Source organism: Flavisolibacter ginsenosidimutans (assembly GCF_007970805.1).
Lineage (GTDB): Bacteria > Bacteroidota > Bacteroidia > Chitinophagales > Chitinophagaceae > Flavisolibacter > Flavisolibacter ginsenosidimutans.
Map to the genome: position 1 here is coordinate 485,543 of NZ_CP042433.1, position 22,117 is coordinate 507,659.

Below are 22,117 nucleotides of genomic sequence, written 5' to 3' on the forward strand. Positions count from 1 at the left end.
CTGATAGCGAACAGACCTAAGTATTGGATAATAGCTTGCATTAATCTCAGTATTACTTGTTGTCTGCTTCCGATGCAGTGCGCCATAGTCGCGAAACACCGGTCTTTTGTGCAATGGACAAATCTTCAGTTAAGGCTTGTGCGATGATAACACGACCAAAAGATTTCCGGTGATGAAAAGGAATTGTCAGTCGCTGCAAGTTTCCAAAAGATAAAGAATTATACTCCTGCTAATCACCGTCAATCCTTTTAGTAACAGCAGTCATTGCCAAGAGATAAAGCCTTTGATAATTTCAATTTATTAATCTAAAAGGTTATGAAACGGTTTGCTGTTGTATTACTGCTTACGACGGTGTTTGCCTGCCGTAAGGACAATGAAAAGATTCCGGTTGATCTGGACTCCGATTTCAACCTGGTTTATGGCAGCACTGCAGGGGAGCAGGTATTTGCTGCTGCCCGAAGCGCAGACGGTGGTTATGTGCTGGCAGGAAGTATTAAAGGAGTAAGCGGCAATCCAGGAAATACCGACGCATGGGTGTTGAAACTGGACAGGCAAGGGAAGATGATATGGCAAAAATCATTCGGAGGATCAGACTACGAACTTGCCTTTTCCGCTGCCTCCACCTTGGATGGCGGATATATCATCGCTGGCTCTGCAAATAGTAATGACGGCGACATCTCCGGTAATCACGGGAACAGTGATGCATGGGTAATAAAGATTGATAAAAATGGGAACAAAGAGTGGCAAAGCTTACTTGGAGGCTCTGCAAGTGATTTTGCCACTTCAGTTCTACCAACCTCTGATGGTGGCTATATAATGGCTGGACAAACAGCAAGTGCAAATGGAGATGTGAGTAATAACCACGGAAGCACAGACGCTTGGGTGGTGAAACTTGACAGAAACGGAAAGAAACAATGGCAAAAAACATTTGGCGGAACAGGGATTGAAAAAGCGAATTCTATTATTGAAACTTCAGAGGGTGACTATATCATGACTGGCACGACCAACAGCAATGATGGCGATGTAACCGGTTACCATGTTGGTTGGGGTATGTGGGTTGGAAATTTCGACGGATGGGTGGTACGGCTAAGCAAAGATGGAAACCTTTTATGGAACAAAGCATTCGGGGGTAGTAATGCTGATCAGATCAATTCCATTGTTCAGAACATAGATAATAGCTACACCTTTGCGGGATTTACCAGGAGTAATGACTTTGATGTATTTGGCAACCACGGAGGTGAAGATGCATGGGTGGTTAATATTGACAAAGAAGGTAAAATTCTATGGAGAAAGGTTCTCGGCGGATCGGGAGATGATTTGGCTGATTTTATTACATCTACACAGGATGGTGGTTATGTACTAGCTGGTTTTACCTCAAGTAATAATGGTGATGTAAGCGGTAACCACGGTAGCGAAGACGCCTGGATGATAAAGTTGGATCAGGGCGGAAGCAAACAATGGCAACGGACACTGGGTGGGTCAGGGAACGACATAGCCCGTGTCGTTATGCAGCGTGCCAACGGAAGTTTCGTAATGGTAGGTTCAAGCGGTAGTAACGATGGCGATGTCAACGCTGCTGGAGGTGCCTGGATCGTTACAATTAAAGATCACTAATCATTGAATTGAAATAAATACTACTTATGGTTAAAAAGGCATAATTAAGAGAAATATTTTAGAATTTAGGTCAAAGGTAAAATGGTTGCAGCGTTGCCGGTCGAACTGTACTCATTAAATGCAGCATGTTCAAAGTAATACACTGTTTGGCTTGATTTCAAATTGGAGCAAGAATTTGCGCAATGGGTTTTTTTGTCGTGTCGGCCTTTTGCTTGTAGATTAACCGCTATTGTAACAAGTAAAAAAGGAATGGAAAACTAGCTTTAGTCTTCACATTTTTTGATGGCTGTTCGTTTGCGCCTAATACGTAAATATATAACGCCTTATCGTTGACCGCGAAAAAAGCTAACTCCCATTTCAACCTTTAATCTTCGCCCAAACCAATTGCTGCTTACATCCGCTCCGGCACGCGTATTCCCAACAGTCCCATTCCTTCTTTAATCACGTTTGCTGTTAATCCGCAAAGTTGCAAGCGCAAGGCTTTCTTTTCTTCGCTTTCGGCTTTTAATACCGAGTGTACCGTGTAAAAAGAATTGAAAGTTTTTGCCACGCTGTAAACGTAATTGGCAATGGCCGAAGGATTGTGTTCGTTCGCGGCCTGCTGCACCACTTCACCAAACTGTTCCAGCACCACCAATAATTCTTTTTCCAACTTCTCCAGTTGCCGATTGCCGATTGCCGATTGCTGATTGCCATCTTCTGCTTTTCGCAAAATAGACTTTAGCCTTGCGTGTGTGTATTGAATGAACGGCCCGGTGAAACCCTGGAAGTCTATGCTTTCCTCCGGGTTAAAAACCATGCGCTTTTTCGGGTCCACTTTCAGCAGGAAAAACTTTAAAGCACCAAGGGCAACGGTTTCGTAAAGCTCTTTCAGTTCGCTTTCGCTAAAGTCGGCGATGTTGCTTTTTTCGGCCGTTACTTTCTTTGATTGCTCCACCATTTCGTCAATCAAATCATCGGCATCCACCACCGTTCCTTCACGGCTTTTCATGCGGCCGCTCGGAAGTTCCACCATGCCGTAACTCAGGTGATAGATTCCATCGGCATAAGGCTTGCCAAGCTTTTTTAAAATGAGCTGCAACACCTTCATGTGATAGTTCTGCTCGTCAGCAATCACGTAAAAGCTTTGGTCGTAGGGAAATTCTTTGTACTTCTCATCGGCAAGGCCAATGTCCTGCGTAATGTAAACAGACGTGCCGTCTCTCCGTAAGACCAATTTTTCGTCCAGGCCTTCGTCCGTTAAATCAATCCACACGCTGCCGTCGTCTTTGCGGAATAAAACGCCTTTGGCAAGACCTTCTTCCACAAACTGTTTTCCCAGCAAATAGGTTTCGCTTTCGTAATAGGTTTTGTCAAAGTCGGAACCGATGCGTTTATAGGTTTGGTCAAAGCCTTCGTAAACCCAGCCGTTCATCTTCTTCCAGAGTTCAATCACTTCGGGTTTGCCCGCTTCCCAGTCGCGCAACATTTCCTGCGCCCGTTTCATAATCGGCGTATTAGCGCGAATAATTTCTTTCACATCATCGCCAATCTTCTTCAGCTTTTCTTTGTCCTTGTCCGTGGTTCCCGGAACGGCGCTGCCCAATTCTTTTAGCTCAACCAGTTTTTGTTTGTCTGTTTCCGAAAAAGCCGCATAATCGTTTGCCTCTACTTTATCGGCTAATTCGCTTGCTTCTTTCTTTATTTGGCTCTCGCATTTTACGTAATAATCACCCACAAAATGATCGCCTTTGATGCCGGTGCTTTGCGGCGTTTCGCCGTTACCGAAAAGTTCCCAGGCAATCATGCTTTTGCAAATGTGAATGCCGCGGTCGTTCACAATGCAGCTTTTCATCACTTCGTTGCCGGTTGCTTTTAAAATTTCGGCAACGCTCCAGCCCAAAAAATTGTTCCGCAGGTGACCGAGGTGAAGAGGCTTGTTGGTGTTGGGAGAGGAGTACTCTACCATGATTTTTTTTCCGGCGGAGGTTGAATCAACAAGCTTGTCTTTTGAAAGTTTTTCGCTTAAATATTTTACGAAATAGTTGTCCGAAACGGTAAGGTTTAAGAAGCCCTTGATGACGTTGAACGAGGTGAACAAAGCATTGTTGGCCGCAAGCAAATGTTCGCCCAAATCTTTTCCCAGTTGTTCCGGCGCCTTGCGCAACTGTTTTACCAGCGTGAACAAAACCAGGGTGTAATCTCCTTCAAATTCGGCCTTGGTTTGGTTGATGGTGATGTCGTTCGCGGAAACGTCAACGCCGTACAATTCTTTTATGCTTTTTGCTGCTGCATCCTTTATCGTTGCGGCCAAACTCATGTCGTGTAAAATTTGGGCGCAATTTAGGCAAACCTTTTTAGCCTCCTTTTTAACCTCTCTTAACGAAATACAAAGCCATTGTTAGCAAAGAGCGGGGTAAATTTGTGTCTTCATGCGTAAGATTCACAACAACGTAAGAAAAACCATTTTTTCCGTGCTGGACATTTTCTATCCAATGTTCCGGCGGTTCATGCCTTTGCAAACCTATCATTATGCGGCCTGTGGCGGCAGCAATACTTTGTTCAACATTTTTCTCTATCACATCTTTTTCAACTACGTACTCCACAAGCAGGTTTTGCACCTCGGCTTTATTGCTTTCACGCCTTACGTGGCAGCTTTCATCCTGGCCTTTTTTATTACGTTTCCCATTGGGTTTTACCTGAGTATGTACGTGGTGTTTCAAGGCTCTTACCTGCGCCGCAGAATTCAACTGGTGCGTTATTTAATGGTGGCGCTGGCTTGTGTGGGGCTAAACTATATCCTGCTGAAATTTTTTATCGAAACATTGGGCTGGCACCAGCACCCGACGCTCGCCTTGATGGCGACGGCGGTAATTGTTGTAGTCTTCAGCTATGTTTCACAGCGCTTCTTTTCTTTTCGTACGGCAAAGCCCACGGTTCTCAACCAATCGGAAGCCTCAGTGCTTGAAGGACAAATCAATCTCTGATACTTGCACGCTTAGTTTCCCACTGCATGCGGTTTTAATTAAGATGTGTTGCGGCAGCGGTTGCACGCTCACGACTTTCAGTTCGTTCACGTTGCCTATGCCTTTAATGCCCTTCGTCCATTCTTTGTTTAGATAAGTGTTGAGCGATGCTTTGGCCGTTTCAAAATAGGAGGTCAAGTCAATCTTGGTGTTCTTTTTTAGTTCCGATTCAATCTTTCCCGAAAAAAGCCATTTGGCCGTTTTCAACAAAAGGTTTTTGGTTTGCAGGTCATAATCCAGGTCCTGCACTTCAATGGTTTTTGTGGCCGCATTGTAAACGGGATTGCCGGTAAAAAAAGCCGTGCCGTTAAACGAACCGGTAAAGTCCACTTTAATCAACATGCGTCCTTCGGGACTGGCCGCCACCGTCACTTCTTTCACCACGATGTGTTTGGCAAACATTCCTTCCGATAAATCGAAGCGCTTGCCCGCCATGTAGCCGTTCACCACGCGGCTCAACGAATCGTATTGCAGGGCCGCATCCAGGTAAACAGAGAAGCCGCCCGGTGTGGAAACCGTTGAGAGATTCGGAACCAGCGACGTTGGTTCAACCGTCTTTGCAAAGGTTATGGCCGGCGACGCGGTGATGCCGATGTTGATGTTGAGCAAATCATTTTGAGCGTTGATGCTGTTCATGCGCAAAGCTTTGGGGTGAAGCGAAAAATAACCGATGCCTGGAACCGTGTAGGTTTCGTTCAGCATGTTCCATGCCTGTTGCATATAAGGCCGCAGGGCCATGTTGCCGAAAGAATCCTGCATCGCTTTTCGCGAAGCGTCCAATTCGGTTTTCAGTCCGTCGAGCACCTGTTTGGTTACGTCTTGTCCCCAAAAGCAAACCTCGCATTTGCCTTTGGCAACGGGTTCGGTTCGGGTAATTCGTGTTTGCAAAAAATAATCCGGCGTTAAGGCAAAGGATGAGATGAAGCCCACATCCACGCGGCGTTCGCCTTCATCGAAACCGCATTTGCAAGCCGGCGACCAAGGTGATAAAACCGTGCCGCCCGAAGAACACAACCGCGTAGAACCCACGATTTGATAATAGCCCGTAAAGCCAAGATTCATCAGCAAACCTTTCATGGTCATGCGCAACAGCGAGCGGCGGAAACGGTATTTGTACCGCGTGCCGCAGTCGGACTGTACCCAATCATCCGGGTAACGGGGCGACGTGAAAACCGTATCCACGTTGCGTTCGGCCATGGCGAAAATGGGTTTCAAATTAATCTGGATCGGAATGTCAATGTTCGACTCGGGCAGCGTGTCGGTTGTGTTCGTGATTGTTTGGGCCGAAAGGCTTATTGTAAAGAGAAAGCAGAAAGTTGGTGCAAAAAAGAATTTCATTGGCAATATATGTTGAGATATAAACGAGAACAAGGGAATTTGATTGTGGCCATTCCACCGGGAAGGCCGGGGAGATGGGCCGCTCTACCGGTTCGACGGGTTCTTCCAGCCTTTACCCAATCGTTCAAGCGATTCTTTCACTCTTGTTTGCCTCGTCTCCTCGCGTTTCGCTGAAACAATCCACTCAACGTATTCTTTTTTATTGCTGAAGGAAAGCGTGTTAAAAAAGGTTTTTTCTTTTTCCGTTTTGTCGAGAAGTTTTGAAAAATCTTCGGGAAGGTAAACTGTTTTTGTGGCGGCATCAAGGTAATTGAAAACGGCCCGCTCTTTTGGTTTTGTCTCTTTCTTTTTATCGGCTTCGGTTTTGGTGCGCATTCCAAACACAGACCATGTTTCATTGAAAGAAACAAGGCTGATCCATTGCAGTTCCTCGTGCCTCAACAAAGCCTCCCAGCCTTTATCACGGGTTAAATCCGTTTGCATTTTCGACGAGCTTTTCGGGTAGTAAATCCAGCAAACGACACCTTCTTTCAAAAGCGCAACGATGTTTTCCACTTCTTCTTCCACCTGCGCCTTGTCTTTCACAAACCAGTGAATTTGGTTGTAGGTTTTAGTCTTGCCGGAAAGTTTTACGTCTTTGGGCAGTTCGCCCAACGCTGTTTTAAAATCGGAAGGGGCGTGAACGGTAAGCAGGGTGTAGCCTTCTTTAATTTTTAATTTTTGTGCGGTGGAAGACGGCATAAACAACGGGGTTTGGAATTTTGAAAATAAGAAGCTTTGCTTTTGATTAATAATTTTTATGAGCCAGAAGTTCGTCTATCCATTAAGCTTTACTTGCGTCGCACTCTTCAACGCTTAGTTCGCTGTTGGGCAAAAGCGAAACCTTTTTATAAAAATTTCTCGGGAATTAAGTTTCTCTTAGCATATTCAAAAAAATAAAACCTTGCATTTTTGCTTTATACGAAAACAATTTCGCCTGATGAAAAATCAATCCTTCGTTTTTGCCCTTCTTGCTTTGGCCCTTGTTTCGTTTTCGTTTACCAAAAAGCCGGTTCACAGAACGCACAAGAAAAAAACAACAGTCAGCCGCTCCCTGGACTTTCCGGTGGCGGGCATGAAAAGCAACATTGGGGGCTTTTGGGGCGATAGCCGCGACGGCGGCGAACGCAAGCACAAAGGCATTGACATCTTTGCAAAAAAAGGAACGCCGGTAGTGGCCGTGAGCGACGGCCGGATTGTGAAAGAGGCGCACACGCCCATCGGTGGAAAAACCATCTGGCTCAAGCCCACCAATTATTCGTGGACGGCTTACTATGCGCACCTGGATAGACAACTGGTAAAGCCGGGGCAGCGTGTGCGAAAAGGACAGGTGCTTGGCACTGTTGGCAACACGGGCAATGCACGCACCACCCCGTCACATTTGCACTTTGGCATTCGTCCGGGAAAAGGCTGGGTAAATCCTTTGCCTTATGTAAAACATTCGCCCAAAGTGGCCGCAAAGGTTTCAAAGGTGAAGGCACAAAGGAAAAGACACCGGAAATAAGCAAAGATTGAAATAAGAAGACGGCCTGCGTTTGCAAACGCAGGCCGTCTTCTATTATTGAAAGAGTACAACGAAGAATAAAAATTTGTGGCAGCGAGGGCCGCGAAAAATTATAGACCCGGTTATTGCACTTTGAAATTAATAGTGATCAACGTTGAATCCTTGCAGGGACGGGATTGCCCGTGGTTGCCTTCGGTAACCGAAATAACCACCTGCTGCGTGGTTGGGTTTTTTACATCAGCAATGGCTGAAAAATGATAGACTGCGGAAAAGCCGCTTCCGGTGTTGATGATTTCACTGGTGGTGTAATTGGCCGCTTGCGTTTTGATGGCAGCCACGTCATCGGCATCGCCGTAAGTTTTTAAGTCAAGCACGTACTGCGTACCGGAAGCGATGGTGGTATCAATGGTAACCGAACGCGAACCGTGGTAGCCGTGATCGCCTTGTTTGGAACAGGAAAGCAAAGCGACAGCGGAAACAAGAGCACTGAAGAATAAAAATCGTTTCATAAAATAGACTTTGTTTTCGGGCAGAGATGCGGCCGCTGAAACAAGGGTTGGGTGAAAGCGAAAAAAAACTGAATGGCATAGGATGATTGGCCGGGTTGCAGTGCAGGCCAGCAGTTTAAGATGGGAGAATATTGCGGCGGAGACGCAAAAAATTAAGCAGATGCCTGCCAATTGTCACCGGCCGTTATTCCGCCGTCCACCCAGGTCCACTCAATTTTTTGGTAGGTGAAGGAAACCAGTTCAAGCACGGGCAACTTGGTGCCGGGGTCAATCTTGTTGTTCTCCATGTCGGTATGAATGGAAGCAATGCTGGCATTGGTAAGCTTGATGATGTAGCTGTTTACTTCTATTCCGTTTGGATTGGCCGCGAAAAATTTCAGAACAACTTCTGTCAGGTTTTCGTTACTGACAAGTGCCTTGTACAACAACGGCGTGGCTTTGTCTAATTCTTTGGTAATGGTGATGGGCTTGTGTTGCCTTTTGCCGGTAGGCAAGCCGCTGGACGCATCACGCGGCGAAATGATTTCGTGATCTACGGCATAAACGGCAACAGAACCTTCGCGGCCTTTTTGTGTGACACCACCTTTGATCTGTCCTTGTTTTTGACCGGTTACGGTGAGATAAGCGTTGAGTGACATGATGGTTGGTTTAAAGAAACAAGGTAGAAAAAATTAAGGAGCAACAGCAAGATGGAAGAAATGCCCAATAAGAAAAATGATGGCCTGTGTTACAACTCAGGACAAGGATAATTCAAAGGCAGTACGTGAAGCAGCGGAACCGAAATAAAACAAGTTAGCCTGAACGAGGTTCAGGCTAACAAGGTGTTTGAGGAATGAAGCATTGTTATTTTTTGGGCCGCTTGTACTGTGCGAACCAAACAATCTTTCCGTCTTTCAATTGGTTGATGTCGTGATAGCTGGCCGAATCAACCTTGCCGTTTTTGTATGTATCTGTTTCATCGTACCAGGTAACCACGTAACCTTCTTTTTTGTCGGTTGAATACATTTTATCCCAGGCGACCATTTTTATTTTTGCGGAACTAAGGCTGTCCCTGTACGTTGACCACATTTTCATCAGGTCTGCATTTGTTTTTTTGAAATGTTCGCCGTTCGCCATATCAATCTCTACCGAATCGGCCATGGCGCTTCCCAGGCCTTTCATGTTGTTCATCTCCCAGTCTTTGTACGTCATCAAAACCGTTTTAAGATCGGCGTCCGAAACGTTGTTGTTCCATTGAGAAGAATAAGAAGCCGTGTAGGGCAAGTCGGCAGGCACTGTCGCCGTAGCTGCGCTGTTGGTACTGTCCGGTGAGGTAGTGGTGCTTGCTTTTACTTTCGTGTCGTTGTTGCAAGCAGAGAGAAGAACGGCAAGGCCGCAGAAAACAAATAAACCTTTCATGCTTTTTTTGTTTAGAAGTGGTGAAATGAAGATTGGCGGAAAGCAGGTGTGGTTAAACAAGGCGGACGGGACAACAAGGTAATTAATAATTAAAGAGGGAGAAAATAATTGCGGTTGGCTGGTATCGTGAAATAGAAAAACGTTGCAGTTTATGCAGCAGAAGGTTTAAGTTTTGAAGAATACTTTTGATACCGGCAGTAACTTTGTGCTTCACCAATGCATACGACATGAAAAATTTTGTTGTTCTCCTTGCTTTTGTTCTTCCATTTTTATTTGCCGCTTGCAACAACGATAACAAGAAAGCGGAAAGCACATCAACCACAAGCCAACAGGGCAATACCCCTCCTGCCAATCTCTCCAACAACATTGAAATAACGGCCAACGATTCAATGAAGTTCAGCACCATTGAGCTCAACGTAAAAGCAAATGAAAAAGTGACGCTAACGTTGAAGAACGTTGGCACAGCGCCTATAACAGCGATGGGCCACAACTGGATATTGCTAAAAGACAACACTGACCTTGACGCTTTTGAAAAAGAAGCCAACACGGCTCCCGATCACATTCCGGCGAATAATTCCAACATCATCGCCCATACAAAACTGCTTGGTCCCGGCCAGTCGGATACCATTGAGTTCACCGTGCCCGCAGGTTCTTACACCTTTATTTGCAGTTTCCCCGGTCACTACAAAACCATGACGGGCATACTGACGGCGTATTAAAAGAAATGCGAAGATTACTGGTGTTGGATACGTCCATGTTTACCAGCCAAAGGATGTAACCACAAGACCGAACCTACCCGCAACGGTCAGAAATAAACAAGCCTGTGTTCAAACACAGGCTTGTTTATTTATTGTTTGAAAACCCTCAACTATTCCAGCTACTTGCTTCCTGCGTAAACGGCATACTGGTACTGGCCGTTACTTGCGTCGCTGATATCCGGTACTTTACCGTTCCAATCAAGAGCAATCATGGGCTCACCCTTGCTGTTGTTGCGGCCCTTGGTGTAATACAAGCCTGTAAAGCCGTCCAGCGGACCGCTTAAGAAATTAATCACTTTTGTCGTTGTGTTATACTTGTACGTTCCGTTGCTGCCGGCTTGAACGTACTTGCCGTTTGTCAAAAAACGAATGAAGTAAATCCTTTGAAACGTACCGCCCTGGTGAACGCTGTATTCGCCCATCGGCATGTCTTTCGGTGCGGGTTTGGCAATGGGTTTTATCTCGTTGGTGGACGTTGTAGCGGCTGTTGAAACAAGTGTGCACGGACTGAATTGAATCTTGCCCGTGGCGCCTGCAAAAATGCGGCTTAGCGGACCGTTCACCGTTACCAAGCTGCCTTCTGCCAGCGCACGGTTTGCCGCATTGTCCGGAAGAATAAACTCGATGTAGGAATCAAAATCGTTTGTAGTAATCATCAGGTACACTTCGCCGAACGCAACGGTTTTGTGTTTGATTTTTCCACCGCTGACTTGCAGGTTCTGCCCTTCGTATTTCGCTTTGGCCGCGGTGAAGCCGGCTTTGAACTCGGCGTACAGTTGTTGAGCGGTAACGGGTGTTTGAGCTTTGCCAAACGCGGTCGTGCAGATCAAAAAGAAGAGTGCAATTGTTTTCATTTGTTTTCGAAGAGTTTTATTGCTCACGCAATATACAATGCGACCGCTTTTCTCAAAACGTGGAAAGTAAACGCAAATTGATTTTTTCTTCGCTACCGTTGTTGCCGTTCCCGGCAGCCTCGCGTCTATAGTTGCGCAAGATGAGGATGCCGGTACGTTACGAAAAAGCACCGTAAGCGTTAAGGTTGCAAGTAAACTGGTTTCTTTTTTTAAGAACGATGCGGATGGCAAAGACCTGAATAATTGTTAAAGGCTTGAAAACAAAAACGGATAAGGCAAGGTGTTTTTTGTGTTTGGCTTTCGTGGGTAATTTGTTTCGAAACGCTTTACTGTCAAAGCTTTCCTTAGGATCCAACGACTCTGAACTTGTTTATATAACCGGCAAATTGATTTCGTAAGCGGCTACTTGCTCTTTTATTTTTGCTTTCAGGATCATCAGTGATCAATGTACCCAAGCGGCAGATCGTTGCATTCCTTTCTAATGGTTGCTTCAACCAATTGTCTGCCAAATTTTTTAGAACTAAAATGGAAAAACTATGAAAAAGTTAATCGTCATTCTTCGGAAAATGTTTGAAGCAACCATGGCCCATCCGCTGCCATAATAAACGGTCGTTTCCACTTCAGTACGTATTTCTTAACGGTATCCAGTCTGGTTTGCGTTTAAAAGGGTTCATTCTTTTAATGCAGTTATCGGGGCTGTGTGCACAAAACATTCAACAATGGATTTACACAATAATCACAAGACAAACAAAGACACGGCAGACAAAACACCCGCAATTCACAAACTGTATAATCTTCTGTATGCAGGAAAAATATCACTGCCCGATTATTTCAGGGCGGTAAAAATGCTGCAAGGCCATTAGGTTGGTATAAAGCTTTGCAGACTTTACTTATAAATCGTTGCAACATTCAATCGCAGCCCAATCCTTTAATTGGCGCTGCGATTTTTTATACTATTAGCTGGAAAGAAATGAAGTGGCGATAATGCGGCTTGGAAAAATTCGACAAGTTTACGGCCTGTATTTTCATTTGGACAACAATGCAAAAAAGGCTATCGCGAAATAGCCTTTTTTATGCAACTGCAAACGGTTTGTTTCTGCTATAGTTTCGATAGAATTATGTGCGCATTTTCATTCGGGTTGATGCTGTCTATGTAAACAGCAGTCAGCGTTTTTTTGCTGATGAAATAATTCTCGTTCAGGCTTATCAGCGGAAGGCTCGTTCCAATCGTCATGGTAAAGCCGTAAGGACTGCTGCCATAAACCGGAATGCCATAATAAAACACCGCATCCTGGTAGTGCCAGCTACCGATGGTTTGGTTTCCCCGGTCATTGGCAATCAGGCTGCCATCGGTATTGAATGTAAAAACATAGTTGGCAAATTGCGACGTATTGTTGTCGTTGCCCTGCACGAAAGAGGCAATTTTCCAGGTGCCTACCGTGACGATATCCACTACAGGAAGTTGAGACGTAGTGGTGTCGGTTGGTATAAATGTACTGCCACCGCCTCCGCCGCCATTACTGCCACCACCACCGGTGCCGCCTCCGCTACCGGAAGAATTTTTACCGGGATCATAACTGGTGCGAGCCGGGTTTTTAAGGGTTGCATCTTTTTGACAGCTTTGCAAAGCCAGGCAGCCTGCGCTCATAAAAAGGAACAATGCGGGAGTAAGAATGTTCTTCATGTTACTACTTGTTGTTTTAATTGGGATGAATGATTAATTGAACGAACAAGTAGTAGTAAAAACAAGAAGAAAAAACATAACCGTTTGCAACAAGTATTTTCTTCGGTTTGTTGAGTGGTATGATGTTTAACCAAACAACGAACCGAAGAAAATAGAATGCGAGCAAATGGAAACACCGGGACAGCAAAAGCATCGGTACTTCGTAAAAACATTCACCCGTCATTCGGTGTTTGGAAGAATACTTCAAATAGCGAGGAAACTTTCTGCTGTTGATAATTAAATCGAAGAACTTAAAGTTTCAACGACTGCGACAGTGCGCCCAAACCACACTGGATTTTTTGCACCCACATCAGGCATCCGGAATATTCGGCTCTACCAATTTGGTCAATTTTTCCAGCGACTCTTGCCAGCCCAAATAGCACATCTCGGCCGGTATCATGGAAGGAATGTTTTCCTGCAAAATTTTTATCTCGGTGCCAACCGAAACCTTGCGCAGCCAAACCGACGTTGTCATTTCGCCGGGCAGATTTGGATCGTCGAACGTGTCGGTATATTTGATAAACTCGTTGGGTGTGAGTTCTAAATATTTGCCGCCAAAGGAATGCCCATTGCCCGTGGTGAAATTGTGAAACGACATTTTGAAGATACCGCCTATCTCCGCGTTCATTTCGTGAACGGTACAAAGAAAGCCGTACGGCGGCAGCCAGGAAGCCACTGCAGTAGCTTGGGTAAAGGCGCGGTAAACTTTTTCCGGTGAGGCTTTTAAAACGCGATGCAGGGAAACGCTGTTGTTGGTCATATTGTTCAATTTAGTTTGTTGAGGTATTTGATTTAAAAACGATTCAAAAAGATCAACCCGGGTTTAGTCAAACAGTCTAACGGTCCGCTGGGTAAATCTCGTTATTGACGGTAGAAAATGTTGAGCAGGGAACGCTATCAAATGACACTCTTAGCTTTCGTTAAGAAGCATCCATGACGTTCCAAACTTGTCACGCAGCATCGCAAAGCGGTTTGCAAAAAATGTCTTTTCCATCTTCATAAAAATCTCACCACCTTCCGCAAGCAGCGCATAACTACTTTCTGCTTCTTCCGCAGTGTCAAAACGCAGGGTGAGATAGGCGCTGCGCATGGGTTCTGCGTGTGGAATATCGGCTCCCATCAGCACCGTGTTGCCAATCTGAATTCTTGCGTGAAGAATGGCGTTCCTAAAGTTCTCCGGCAGCCTTGATGCATCTGGATTCTGCTGCTGTGTCATCATCATTGTAATCTTGCCGCCAAGATGCTGTTCGTAAAACCGGAATGCTTGTTCGCAATGACCGGGATAGTTTACATAAATGTCAAGCCTTGGTGAAAGTTGCTTGTCCATGATTGTTGTTTTAGTAAGGGAATAACGGCTGTAAAAATGGTGCAATCATTTCAAATGAGAAGGGAGAATCGCGACAAGTTGCGGTGCGAATTGCGGCAAATTCAAAAAGGAAAACCGCGGTTGACAGATTGCCGCAATTCGCCATTGCTTTTGTCGCAACAATACCTTTGCTTTTTGCCTGTTTGTTTTCAACTTTGTCGTTAGCGCTTCTTCAAATCACAAGCAAATGAAATCTGTTTTAAACGAGTCTGCAAGGGAAGAATTGATCAGCCGCATTCGAACACTAAACGAGAGCGGCAAAGCGCGGTGGGGAAAAATGAATGCTTACCAAATGGTGCATCACTGTGTGCTTTGTGAAGAAATGTACCTTGGCAAGACGGCGCACAAGCGTTCGTTTATGGGCCGCTTATTTGGCAAAATGGGACTGAAGAACATTCTGAATGAAGGCAAACCGTTTCCGAAAAATGCTCCCACGGCAGATGCGTTTAAAGTAAGGAAGCTAAGCGGAGATGTAGAACCCGAGAAGGAAAGATGGATTGCCCTGCTTGAGGAATACAAAAATTACCCGGATGATTACGTGCATTGGTTCTTTGGGAAAATGACGCGGGAGCAAGTTGGCCGTTTTGTTTACAAGCACAACGATCACCATTTGCGGCAATTTGGTGCATGAGTTCATCAAATTCTAAGGCATAGTAAAGAGGAGAGAAGTTTCGCTGTTTCTCTATTCTCGTGCACTGCTTGTTTGTGCCTTCGCTTTGTTAAAATCCTTTGGTTGCGGTGCTTTTTTTGAGACTTCTGAGCCTTCTCAATACCCTTGCCTGCTTTACAAAACTGCCACCGGATCAACAAGAAAGACATTCAAAGAGTACATCCGGCCTGGAGCCAATGAATACGCCAGTGTTTGTCTGCGTTTGCTGGCAGAATCTTTGTAAAGGCAGTTAGGCCACGCATTTTTTACGACAGATTATTTTAAAAGACAACCATGAAAAAGAACACTATTTTTCGCCGGACGGTGATGCCGCTGTTGATGGCAGCGCTGTTCGTATCCGTTTCCGCTTTTTCGCAGAACTCAAAAGACAAAAGACTAATTGAAGACAGCAAAGAATCGCAAGCAGCTTTTGTGAAGAGCGACAGCCTGATGCAAAGCTTGTTTGCAAACTCATACGGATACGTCATCTTCCCGAATATTGGAAAAGGCGCCATCGGCATCGGCGGGGCTGCGGGAAACGGAATTGTTTTTGAAAAAGGCACTCCCGTTGGAAGCGCAAAAATGAAACAGGTGAGCATCGGTTTTCAATTTGGCGGCCAAACGTACCGCGAGGTCATCTTCTTTGAAAACCAAGCCGCACTTGATCGTTTTAAAGAAAACAAATTTGAATTTGCTGCCCAGGCTTCAGCGGTAGCGGTAACGAAAGGTGCTTCAACCAACGTCAAGTACAGGGATGGCGTGATGGTATTTACGCAGGAAAAAAGGGGACTGATGTACGAGGCATCAATCGGCGGACAGAAGTTTGATTATACGTCGTTTTAAAATTTATAGACCATTCTGTACGATTAGATGAGAACAAACAAGGGCAGCATCTGCATCAGAAATATATAAACGTCTCCGCCTGAGTATATGGCTTCAGGCGGAGACGTTTAAGTTTTAAGAACGGTAGAAATAAATCATCGAGTTATAAATCGTATTCAGCCAAAGGATGGTTTACCGGTCTGTTTCTTCGTCCGTGCTTTCTTCTATCCGTTCACCGGCGCCTCCGGCAGTATCGTTCCGGCCAATTGCTGTGCCCAATGCGGCCGCATCACTTACATTGTCCACCGGTATGCCAATCCGGTCGGCAACGGCTATTCTTTCCTCCAGTGATAATTCTGACAATTCGTTAAACTGCTCTTTTCGTTCCCTGTCAAGGTTTTCTGTGTTTTCAGATCCTTGTTGGTTTTGTGGATTGCTTTCTCTATCGTTTACCATACAAACTGTTTTCTATTGTTGCGCAACGTTGGTGCCACTTGTGAAAGAAATTTTCATTTTGCAGGCAACAGCAGGTTTAACCCGGAGAGTTTACCGGGTTACAATTGGTAAGATGCTGTAGAGAAGGACAAACCCCGGTTGCGGGCCAGGGTTTGTCGTTCATGATTTTATTTTTAGTGCTTGATAGAAAACTGCGGTTGAGAACAGGGCAGTCAGTTAAGGTAAATCAGCGAGGAGCATCAATACATCATACCCGAGTCGCCCGAATAATCGGCAGTTGTTGCCGATGTCATAATCAGAGGGCTTGAGGTCATTGTGCCGCCGGGAACAGCAAAGCGCCAGCGTTCCGTACCCGTCGCGGCATCAAACGCATAAAAATAACCGGTGCCACCACCGCCCACGTAAACCGTATTGTTTGAGACAGCAGGGCTGGCGCTGTTTGCCAGGACTTGCTTTTTCCACAAGGTGGCGCCACTGGCTGCATCCAGCGCATAAATATTTAGATCATCAGTAGTAATGTAAAGACGACCGTTTGCTACGCAGGGGCTTGATGAAATGCCCGTGTTTTGAAGTTTCTCCCAAACCAATTGTCCAGTGGATGCATCCACGGCAAACAAACTTCCTTTGTGCGTAAACGTGGCAATATCGTACCATGAGCCAATGTACACAATACCGTTGGCAACGGTTGGACTTGACTGTTCAAGCGAAATGCCGCCTGCGGAAAAGCGCCATTTTTGTTTGCCCGTAAGGGCATCGACCGCATAAAGATAACCGTCGCGGCTTCCGACATAAATTACGCCGTTCACCAGCGCAGGTCCGGACTGGTTAATCATCGCACCCGTAGCAAAACTCCACTTGAGCGAACCCGTTGCGTTGTCAACCGCATAAAGGTTGTTGTCCGAGCATCCGAAGTACACCGTACCGTTGGCAATAGTGGGACTAGCGCTGATGTTTCCGCGGGTATTGAAACGCCATTTGATAGCGCCGTTTGCAGCGTTGATGGCAACAAGGTAATCATCGTTGCAACCAACGTAGATCGTTCCGTTCACTACAACGGCATCCGATTCAATGCCCGTTGTACCAAGAAGCGTACGCCACTTTACGTTGCCCGTTGGCGCATCAAAAGCATAAACGTAATCGTCAATGCCGCCCACATAAACGGTATTGTTTTCGTAGGTCGGGCTGGAGTAAACAAAGCTTGCCGTGCCCACATACTTCCATACAAGCGCCCCGGTTTCGGCATTCACCGCATAAAAATTTTTGTTGCTGCTGCCGAAATAAACAATCGGAGTCGTTGTGGTTAAAGAAACAATCACCGTGTATTTTACTGACGAACCGTCTGCTGCGGTAACCGTATAAACAACGGGTTTGGTAAAATCCTGCGGCACGCCGCTGGCCGGAGAGATACTTTTCCCTTTAATGATGATTTCCGGTGTAAGCCCGTTTCGTTCTGTGTTTGCCGGCAACGTAACAGCGATGGTGTCGTTTTTAATTACGACCGTTGCATCAGACGGCTTGAAGTAAGTGCCGTCAACGCGTTTGAGCGAAAAAGCAACAACTTCTTTAGTCGAATCAGGCGTGTCGCTTTTTTGACAGCCCGAAAGGATCAGATTCAAAGAATAGATGCCAAGAAAAAGTAAGGGCAGGGAAAGCAGTTGTTTCATGAAACAATGATAAAAAGGATTTGCGAGAAATCTTATTGCCACGAATTACTTGGCGGTGGCTGCTTACAAAAAGAATAAAAGAGCGGCTTTAGCCACAATCTAGGGCCAACAGTTTTATTTTTTTACTTCACCGCAGTGAATTGAAACAAGTAAAGTGGTAGTGCTGCCGTTGGCCCGGTAACAAAACAATACATGCTTCCTGCGTCAGGCTAAATTCTTTTTTCAAATTGGATGAATCCAGTTGCCAAACATTCCTTCGACACACCGGTCCTTAATAAAACTTGCGCGGGAATAACAGGAGAACTCAAACAGGCAAGTCATTTTATTCCTTATCCAATTGATATTGTTTTTTGAGAAGTGCAATTACCTTTCTTGCATTTTCCAGCGCTGGCAGGTAACCTACCGCAATTAAACCTTTTAATCCCTCGCTCCGGGTGGCCGTATAGTTTAAAAATTCCGTCCACTTTTGTTTATCGTACGTCACAAGCGTTTGCTGATGTGTAATGAACGCATTAATAAAGTTCCTCGACGCGCTGTAGCTCAATATAGAATCGAGGATGTTGGCATCGAATAACTGGAAACGGTAGGGCGTTCCAAGGTTTACGTTGTCAAAGTCGATTTGTATCGTACTCACCACCCATCTTGCCGATTTATCATAAGCGCCGATGGCATCTTCCAGTTCGTAGTTTTCAAAAAAGCGTAAAGAACCCGAATTCTTTAACTGCTCCAGCGTTGCGTTCGTTGATTGAAAACCCCAATGCCGAAACGTGTAACGACTGTAATAATAGAGGGCTCCGCCCGGCACGTCTTTAATTTCCTTGCCCCTGCACAAATTTCGTAAAGTGTCTGATTTTAGTGCGATGTCTCTGCTGATGTTTATGGCGTCTGTTAATTTGATCGAATCTTCGATCATGTCCCGGTAAAGAGATTTTGCGTAATGTTTTGCCCTCGCCTCTTCTGCAATCTGTTCTCTCACGTTTTCGGCAACGAAGCCCAGGAACACCGCGAGAAATAACATAAAAAATTCCAGCAGGTACTCTGTCCATTTCTTTGGATGCGTTACGTGGTGAGGATGTTTGTGTACTTCCATTGAATCCGTTTCAGGTTTTGCGTTTTGTGTTTCGGGTTGAGGCGTTGCCGGTGTGCCTTCGGTTACATCGGGAGTTGTTGTTGGTGCTTCGGGAATTGTCTTATCGGGATTGCTTTTTACGTCAGTAGATAAAGCCTGTGGTTGCGATTGCTCGTTTGTGTTTTGGTTCTGTTCCAAGGTGGTGGCTTGATGACAGGAAGATAATAAAAGATTGGACGAATAGAGTAAGACCAGCCGGATTATCGTTTGAAGCACATGAAGAAATCGCCAACAAGGATCCTATTTCTTTCCCGCGGTCCGCTGCGCAACCATCGCGTTTAATGTTCGTAAGTTTTCAAAGGCATCACCCGCTGTGTTGTTGAAATAAACATAGACCTCCTTGCCTTCTTTCAGCCACGCGGCAATGCGCTTTGCACGACTCAATAAAAAGGCGTCATCGTAACTGCCTCTGTAATCACCTTCGGGGCCGTGAAAACGCAGGTAAACAAAATCTTCCGCAACCGTTATGGGCGGCGTGGCCGACTTGGGCATGTCCTGCTCCACCATCCCGGCACCAAAGTTTTGCAACATGCGGTACACGGCGCTGTTGTACCAGGAGTTATCGCGGAACTCCACGGCGATGCGCCAGCCTTTTGCATCGCTGCGTAGGCATTCCAAAATACCTTCTATCTCTTCCTGTTTATCGCTCTTTACCGATGGCGGCAATTGTATCAACAAGCAGCCTTTTTTATCGCCTGCCTGTGCCACTGTTTCTGTAAAACGTTCCAACTCTTCTACGTTAAACTGCAGGCCTTTTGCATGCGTTACTGTTTTGGGTACTTTGAACGTAAACTTGAAATAATGCGGCACACTTTCCCGCCAGTTTCCCACCGTTGCGGGCCTGGGTATTTTGTAAAAAGATGAATTGACTTCCAGCGAAGAAAATAGCGAAGCATAATAGGTTAGCCGGCTGGCGCCTTGGAACTCGGGTGGGTACTCCGATTGTTTGAAGGGCAAGACGATATTGCTGGTGCCGGAATAAAAAGATGGACTGCTTTGCATGATTTGGAAAGTGCAAAATGTTTGCCTTTCATAAGCATCGCCTTTTTACAATTGGTAGCGTATGGCAGTGTCTTCGCATCAGACCTATCACAATTGATATGATTTGCACTTCTAGTGTCAAAGTGACCTTACTTTGGTTGTTTATGCAGCCACGCACAAATCAAGGAGAAACGGTAACAACAGCGTGAATCGAAATTTAATTTTGTTCTTTTGCCACTTGTATCATCATTGATAATTCGTCTGCAAATAGATCACTGTCAAGATATCCGCCAGCTTCTTTGAAAATGATATTGCCTTTTTTGTCTATAATAATTTTTGTAGGAATGGTAGAAACACCTAAGTCACGAGACAATTTATATTTTGTTGTTTGATCATCCAGCAGAACACTAAAATTGTATTTACTCTTCTCAAAGAAAGTTTTTATTAATGTCAATCTCTCAGTAGCTGGAACACGTTCAAAAGTATTTACAAGTAGGAATACAACATTTTGGTCATTTTTATACCTTTCAATGGTAGTCTTTAGGCCAGGAAATCGTTTGATGCAAGGAGCGCACCATGTTGCCCAAAAATCTAAAACAACGATTTTTCCCTTTAAGCTTTGTAAGCTAATAGCTTCATTATTCAAATCTTTTAAAACGAATTCAGGACAAGCTTTTTTGATGATGGACTTTCTCAATTCATTTTTTCTCTCTTGTAATAAACTTTTTGTTAGAGAAGAAAAATAAGAGCTCCACGTATCTTCTTTTTCTTCCGTTAGATAAATCCGTCGTAATTGCTCCTTCATTGAAGGTGTATAAGCACCTTCTTTTACGAACTTTTCCAACCATTCTTTTGCCTCATTAGAACCCGCTGCTTTCTCTGCATAAATGCAAAGAGATTCTTGATCTTTCCTAAACTTTTTTTCATCGTCGTAAGCTTTTTGATATTCTCCAAGTTTATATTCAAGTCGAGCTTTAACATGGCATATAACAGCATATCTTTCTGGAAACACATCTTCATTATTTCGGATTATTTGTAATGCCTTTGCCAAATATTCTTTTCCATGAGAAATATCTTTCGGTGTTTCATTAATGTCGCCTATTAACTTTATTGCTATTTCGTTATAAACACCCGCTAATTCATCTATATTATACATTCTATTATCATAATTTGGAACGATATTATAATATCCAGAATCTGCTAGTGCTTCCATTAATTCCCACGTCAAATCATCATCGAAGGCCGCTTTTTCTGCCTTGGTTTTCGGTGGAAATAGTTTTGCTAATTCTTCATAAATGGCTGTCTTCTTAGTTAAATTCGTTTCTAAGTCAAAAGTCATTTTCAACTTTTTAAAAGTTGAAATATTTGCAGAGTCGCTGCGTTGACTAAAAACTGTATTAGCTAGAAATACCGTTGAAAAAAATAAAAAAAGATTTATCACCGCCAATTATTTATTTTTCAATATACTTATTCCATACCTATTATTTAAACAAAAGCCTTGGAGAAATCTGAGGATTTATTCACTATTCATCATTCATTAGTAGCTGTATGCTTCCGGCTTAAAGGACCGCTTATTTCGGTTGTATCAATTCGGGTTTTCCGTTTTTAGAAACGACAAGGGGGTGGCCGTTTTTACGGGCATCTTCAATTAGTTTTTGTACAGCCAACTGTAGGCCCTCCATCACCTTTGCGGCAAAATCTTTTTTTTCTTCAATCTTTTCCATGTTCAAGAATTTTATTCCAAACATCTGTTTGCATTACTGAGTCAATATTTACGCCACAGCCTTTCGAAACGGTTTGCGGCTTTTCATCCGAGTTATCAGCCACCATCCACTCATCACAAATAGGCATAAACAAATTTACAAAGTTTTGCAGCCCTTTCAAGTACCTTCTCGTTATAACCTCCTCGGGAATGTTGTGTCCACCTTTTGCCACTCTCGACTTAACCCTTTCAATAGCAAGTTCAGGCGAATTCAGCCAAAGAAAAATCAAATGAATCTTGTAACCTTCATCGCGACATTGTTCAATCAGCCTAACATAAAATCGTGTGCTTAATGTTGTTTCAAAAGCAAACGTTTTCCGGGTGGCTACCAATTGATTGATACGTTGCAGCATAATTCTTCCTGCTTCAAAAGAAACACTTTCCGGATTAAAGGGAGAAAGCCCACGTGCAATTTCATCGGCGTTAACGAACTCCCGCACATTGAAAATTTGCGGCAGCATCGTGAATGAGGCTGTCGTTTTCCCTGCACCATTTGGACCTGCAATAATGTACAAATCAGGCATGTGCTAAAGATATTCAACAAAC

24 protein-coding genes are annotated in these 22,117 nt (G+C 44.6%); 7 read left to right on the plus strand and 17 right to left on the minus strand.

The genetic code is table 11. The features are described 5' to 3' along the window. Positions 1 to 315 precede the first annotated feature (315 nt). Entirely contained in the window at positions 316 to 1,614 is a 1,299-nt protein-coding gene (locus tag FSB75_RS01890) for a T9SS C-terminal target domain-containing protein (RefSeq protein ID WP_146781904.1), read from the plus strand. Between the two features lie 391 nt (positions 1,615 to 2,005). On the opposite strand, the gene argS is transcribed toward FSB75_RS01890, so the two are convergent. Next, a complete protein-coding gene (gene argS / locus FSB75_RS01895) occupies positions 2,006 to 3,913 on the minus strand; it encodes an arginine--tRNA ligase (RefSeq protein WP_146781907.1) in 1,908 nt (635 codons plus the stop codon). Between the two features lie 112 nt (positions 3,914 to 4,025). On the opposite strand from argS, the gene FSB75_RS01900 reads away from it, so the two are divergent. Further along, positions 4,026 to 4,580: a GtrA family protein gene (locus FSB75_RS01900; protein WP_146781910.1), complete on the plus strand. Its 555-nt coding sequence runs from the start codon at positions 4,026 to 4,028 to the stop codon at positions 4,578 to 4,580. On the opposite strand, the gene FSB75_RS01905 is transcribed toward FSB75_RS01900, so the two are convergent. Both FSB75_RS01905 and FSB75_RS01910 read right to left on the minus strand, forming a co-directional pair. Further along, a complete protein-coding gene (locus FSB75_RS01905) occupies positions 4,551 to 5,957 on the minus strand; it encodes a DUF4403 family protein (protein WP_146781913.1) in 1,407 nt (468 codons plus the stop codon). The two genes, FSB75_RS01900 and FSB75_RS01905, sit on opposite strands and share 30 nt — an antisense overlap. Positions 5,958 to 6,041: 84 nt before the next feature. Beyond that, complete coding sequence (locus FSB75_RS01910) at positions 6,042 to 6,698, minus strand: YdeI/OmpD-associated family protein (protein ID WP_146781915.1); 657 nt, start codon at positions 6,696 to 6,698, stop codon at positions 6,042 to 6,044. Between the two features lie 238 nt (positions 6,699 to 6,936). On the opposite strand from FSB75_RS01910, the gene FSB75_RS01915 reads away from it, so the two are divergent. Further along, positions 6,937 to 7,500: a M23 family metallopeptidase gene (locus tag FSB75_RS01915; RefSeq protein ID WP_146781918.1), complete on the plus strand. Its 564-nt coding sequence runs from the start codon at positions 6,937 to 6,939 to the stop codon at positions 7,498 to 7,500. Between the two features lie 122 nt (positions 7,501 to 7,622). Here the strand turns inward: FSB75_RS01915 and FSB75_RS01920 are convergent, their stop codons facing one another. The 3 genes from FSB75_RS01920 to FSB75_RS01930 form a co-directional block, all read right to left on the minus strand. Further along, positions 7,623 to 8,009 carry a hypothetical protein gene (locus tag FSB75_RS01920; protein ID WP_146781921.1) on the minus strand — a complete coding sequence of 129 codons (387 nt, stop codon included), beginning with the start codon at positions 8,007 to 8,009 and terminating at the stop codon, positions 7,623 to 7,625. A gap of 152 nt (positions 8,010 to 8,161) precedes the next feature. Then, on the minus strand, positions 8,162 to 8,647 hold the full coding sequence (locus tag FSB75_RS01925) for an Hcp family type VI secretion system effector (RefSeq protein ID WP_146781924.1): 486 nt from the start codon (positions 8,645 to 8,647) through the stop codon (positions 8,162 to 8,164). Positions 8,648 to 8,852: 205 nt separating this feature from the next. Then, a complete protein-coding gene (locus tag FSB75_RS01930; RefSeq protein WP_146781927.1) occupies positions 8,853 to 9,407 on the minus strand; it encodes a nuclear transport factor 2-like protein in 555 nt (184 codons plus the stop codon). 227 nt (positions 9,408 to 9,634) lie between these two features. Between FSB75_RS01930 and FSB75_RS01935 the strand changes: the two genes are divergently transcribed. Continuing rightward, complete coding sequence (locus tag FSB75_RS01935) at positions 9,635 to 10,126, plus strand: plastocyanin/azurin family copper-binding protein (protein WP_146781930.1); 492 nt, start codon at positions 9,635 to 9,637, stop codon at positions 10,124 to 10,126. Between the two features lie 158 nt (positions 10,127 to 10,284). Here FSB75_RS01935 and FSB75_RS01940 read toward each other — a convergent pair whose 3' ends face one another. Beyond that, positions 10,285 to 11,019 carry a hypothetical protein gene (locus tag FSB75_RS01940; RefSeq protein ID WP_146781933.1) on the minus strand — a complete coding sequence of 245 codons (735 nt, stop codon included), beginning with the start codon at positions 11,017 to 11,019 and terminating at the stop codon, positions 10,285 to 10,287. A 719-nt stretch (positions 11,020 to 11,738) separates the two neighbouring features. Between FSB75_RS01940 and FSB75_RS21745 the strand changes: the two genes are divergently transcribed. Then, positions 11,739 to 11,882, plus strand: a complete 144-nt coding sequence (locus FSB75_RS21745; protein ID WP_172623041.1) for a hypothetical protein — start codon at positions 11,739 to 11,741, stop codon at positions 11,880 to 11,882. Positions 11,883 to 12,118: 236 nt separating this feature from the next. Here the strand turns inward: FSB75_RS21745 and FSB75_RS01945 are convergent, their stop codons facing one another. From FSB75_RS01945 to FSB75_RS01955, 3 genes are all read right to left on the minus strand, one after another. Continuing rightward, complete coding sequence (locus FSB75_RS01945; RefSeq protein ID WP_146781936.1) at positions 12,119 to 12,703, minus strand: hypothetical protein; 585 nt, start codon at positions 12,701 to 12,703, stop codon at positions 12,119 to 12,121. 349 nt (positions 12,704 to 13,052) lie between these two features. After that, positions 13,053 to 13,502 carry an SRPBCC family protein gene (locus FSB75_RS01950; protein ID WP_146781940.1) on the minus strand — a complete coding sequence of 150 codons (450 nt, stop codon included), beginning with the start codon at positions 13,500 to 13,502 and terminating at the stop codon, positions 13,053 to 13,055. Positions 13,503 to 13,652: 150 nt separating this feature from the next. After that, a complete protein-coding gene (locus tag FSB75_RS01955; protein WP_146781943.1) occupies positions 13,653 to 14,069 on the minus strand; it encodes a VOC family protein in 417 nt (138 codons plus the stop codon). A 226-nt stretch (positions 14,070 to 14,295) separates the two neighbouring features. On the opposite strand from FSB75_RS01955, the gene FSB75_RS01960 reads away from it, so the two are divergent. After that, a complete protein-coding gene (locus tag FSB75_RS01960) occupies positions 14,296 to 14,739 on the plus strand; it encodes a DUF1569 domain-containing protein (RefSeq protein WP_146781946.1) in 444 nt (147 codons plus the stop codon). Positions 14,740 to 15,051: 312 nt separating this feature from the next. Next, positions 15,052 to 15,600, plus strand: coding sequence for a lipid-binding SYLF domain-containing protein (locus tag FSB75_RS01965; RefSeq protein WP_146781949.1), 549 nt, complete (start codon positions 15,052 to 15,054; stop codon positions 15,598 to 15,600). 171 nt (positions 15,601 to 15,771) lie between these two features. On the opposite strand, the gene FSB75_RS01970 is transcribed toward FSB75_RS01965, so the two are convergent. From FSB75_RS01970 to FSB75_RS01995, 7 genes are all read right to left on the minus strand, one after another. Then, entirely contained in the window at positions 15,772 to 16,035 is a 264-nt protein-coding gene (locus FSB75_RS01970) for a hypothetical protein (protein WP_146781952.1), read from the minus strand. A 239-nt stretch (positions 16,036 to 16,274) separates the two neighbouring features. After that, on the minus strand, positions 16,275 to 17,699 hold the full coding sequence (locus FSB75_RS01975; RefSeq protein ID WP_146781955.1) for an outer membrane protein assembly factor BamB family protein: 1,425 nt from the start codon (positions 17,697 to 17,699) through the stop codon (positions 16,275 to 16,277). A gap of 322 nt (positions 17,700 to 18,021) precedes the next feature. Then, a complete protein-coding gene (locus tag FSB75_RS01980) occupies positions 18,022 to 18,966 on the minus strand; it encodes a hypothetical protein (protein WP_146781958.1) in 945 nt (314 codons plus the stop codon). Positions 18,967 to 19,068: 102 nt separating this feature from the next. Then, a complete protein-coding gene (locus tag FSB75_RS01985; protein ID WP_146781961.1) occupies positions 19,069 to 19,830 on the minus strand; it encodes a DUF72 domain-containing protein in 762 nt (253 codons plus the stop codon). Between the two features lie 196 nt (positions 19,831 to 20,026). After that, positions 20,027 to 21,250 carry a TlpA family protein disulfide reductase gene (locus tag FSB75_RS01990; protein WP_227990910.1) on the minus strand — a complete coding sequence of 408 codons (1,224 nt, stop codon included), beginning with the start codon at positions 21,248 to 21,250 and terminating at the stop codon, positions 20,027 to 20,029. Positions 21,251 to 21,380: 130 nt separating this feature from the next. Continuing rightward, entirely contained in the window at positions 21,381 to 21,533 is a 153-nt protein-coding gene (locus tag FSB75_RS21750) for a hypothetical protein (RefSeq protein WP_172623042.1), read from the minus strand. Then, positions 21,520 to 22,095, minus strand: coding sequence for a zeta toxin family protein (locus tag FSB75_RS01995; RefSeq protein WP_146781968.1), 576 nt, complete (start codon positions 22,093 to 22,095; stop codon positions 21,520 to 21,522). Before FSB75_RS01995 ends, FSB75_RS21750 begins: the two co-directional genes overlap by 14 nt. Positions 22,096 to 22,117: the final 22 nt, after the last annotated feature.

Excerpts from the sequence above, each read along its gene's own strand:
- FSB75_RS01935 (WP_146781930.1), top strand. The coding sequence starts at position 9,635 with ATGAAAAATTTTGTTGTTCTCCTTGCTTTTGTTCTTCCATTTTTATTT.
- FSB75_RS21745 (WP_172623041.1), top strand. The coding sequence starts at position 11,739 with ATGGATTTACACAATAATCACAAGACAAACAAAGACACGGCAGACAAA.
- FSB75_RS01975 (WP_146781955.1), bottom strand. The coding sequence starts at position 17,699 with ATGAAACAACTGCTTTCCCTGCCCTTACTTTTTCTTGGCATCTATTCT.
- FSB75_RS01925 (WP_146781924.1), bottom strand. The coding sequence starts at position 8,647 with ATGTCACTCAACGCTTATCTCACCGTAACCGGTCAAAAACAAGGACAG.
- FSB75_RS01960 (WP_146781946.1), top strand. The coding sequence starts at position 14,296 with ATGAAATCTGTTTTAAACGAGTCTGCAAGGGAAGAATTGATCAGCCGC.
- FSB75_RS01965 (WP_146781949.1), top strand. The coding sequence starts at position 15,052 with ATGAAAAAGAACACTATTTTTCGCCGGACGGTGATGCCGCTGTTGATG.
- argS (WP_146781907.1), bottom strand. The coding sequence starts at position 3,913 with ATGAGTTTGGCCGCAACGATAAAGGATGCAGCAGCAAAAAGCATAAAA.
- FSB75_RS21750 (WP_172623042.1), bottom strand. The coding sequence starts at position 21,533 with ATGGAAAAGATTGAAGAAAAAAAAGATTTTGCCGCAAAGGTGATGGAG.
- FSB75_RS01930 (WP_146781927.1), bottom strand. The coding sequence starts at position 9,407 with ATGAAAGGTTTATTTGTTTTCTGCGGCCTTGCCGTTCTTCTCTCTGCT.
- FSB75_RS01920 (WP_146781921.1), bottom strand. The coding sequence starts at position 8,009 with ATGAAACGATTTTTATTCTTCAGTGCTCTTGTTTCCGCTGTCGCTTTG.
- FSB75_RS01995 (WP_146781968.1), bottom strand. The coding sequence starts at position 22,095 with ATGCCTGATTTGTACATTATTGCAGGTCCAAATGGTGCAGGGAAAACG.
- FSB75_RS01900 (WP_146781910.1), top strand. The coding sequence starts at position 4,026 with ATGCGTAAGATTCACAACAACGTAAGAAAAACCATTTTTTCCGTGCTG.
- FSB75_RS01905 (WP_146781913.1), bottom strand. The coding sequence starts at position 5,957 with ATGAAATTCTTTTTTGCACCAACTTTCTGCTTTCTCTTTACAATAAGC.
- FSB75_RS01910 (WP_146781915.1), bottom strand. The coding sequence starts at position 6,698 with ATGCCGTCTTCCACCGCACAAAAATTAAAAATTAAAGAAGGCTACACC.
- FSB75_RS01915 (WP_146781918.1), top strand. The coding sequence starts at position 6,937 with ATGAAAAATCAATCCTTCGTTTTTGCCCTTCTTGCTTTGGCCCTTGTT.
- FSB75_RS01985 (WP_146781961.1), bottom strand. The coding sequence starts at position 19,830 with ATGCAAAGCAGTCCATCTTTTTATTCCGGCACCAGCAATATCGTCTTG.
- FSB75_RS01950 (WP_146781940.1), bottom strand. The coding sequence starts at position 13,502 with ATGACCAACAACAGCGTTTCCCTGCATCGCGTTTTAAAAGCCTCACCG.
- FSB75_RS01890 (WP_146781904.1), top strand. The coding sequence starts at position 316 with ATGAAACGGTTTGCTGTTGTATTACTGCTTACGACGGTGTTTGCCTGC.
- FSB75_RS01955 (WP_146781943.1), bottom strand. The coding sequence starts at position 14,069 with ATGGACAAGCAACTTTCACCAAGGCTTGACATTTATGTAAACTATCCC.
- FSB75_RS01940 (WP_146781933.1), bottom strand. The coding sequence starts at position 11,019 with ATGAAAACAATTGCACTCTTCTTTTTGATCTGCACGACCGCGTTTGGC.
- FSB75_RS01970 (WP_146781952.1), bottom strand. The coding sequence starts at position 16,035 with ATGGTAAACGATAGAGAAAGCAATCCACAAAACCAACAAGGATCTGAA.
- FSB75_RS01945 (WP_146781936.1), bottom strand. The coding sequence starts at position 12,703 with ATGAAGAACATTCTTACTCCCGCATTGTTCCTTTTTATGAGCGCAGGC.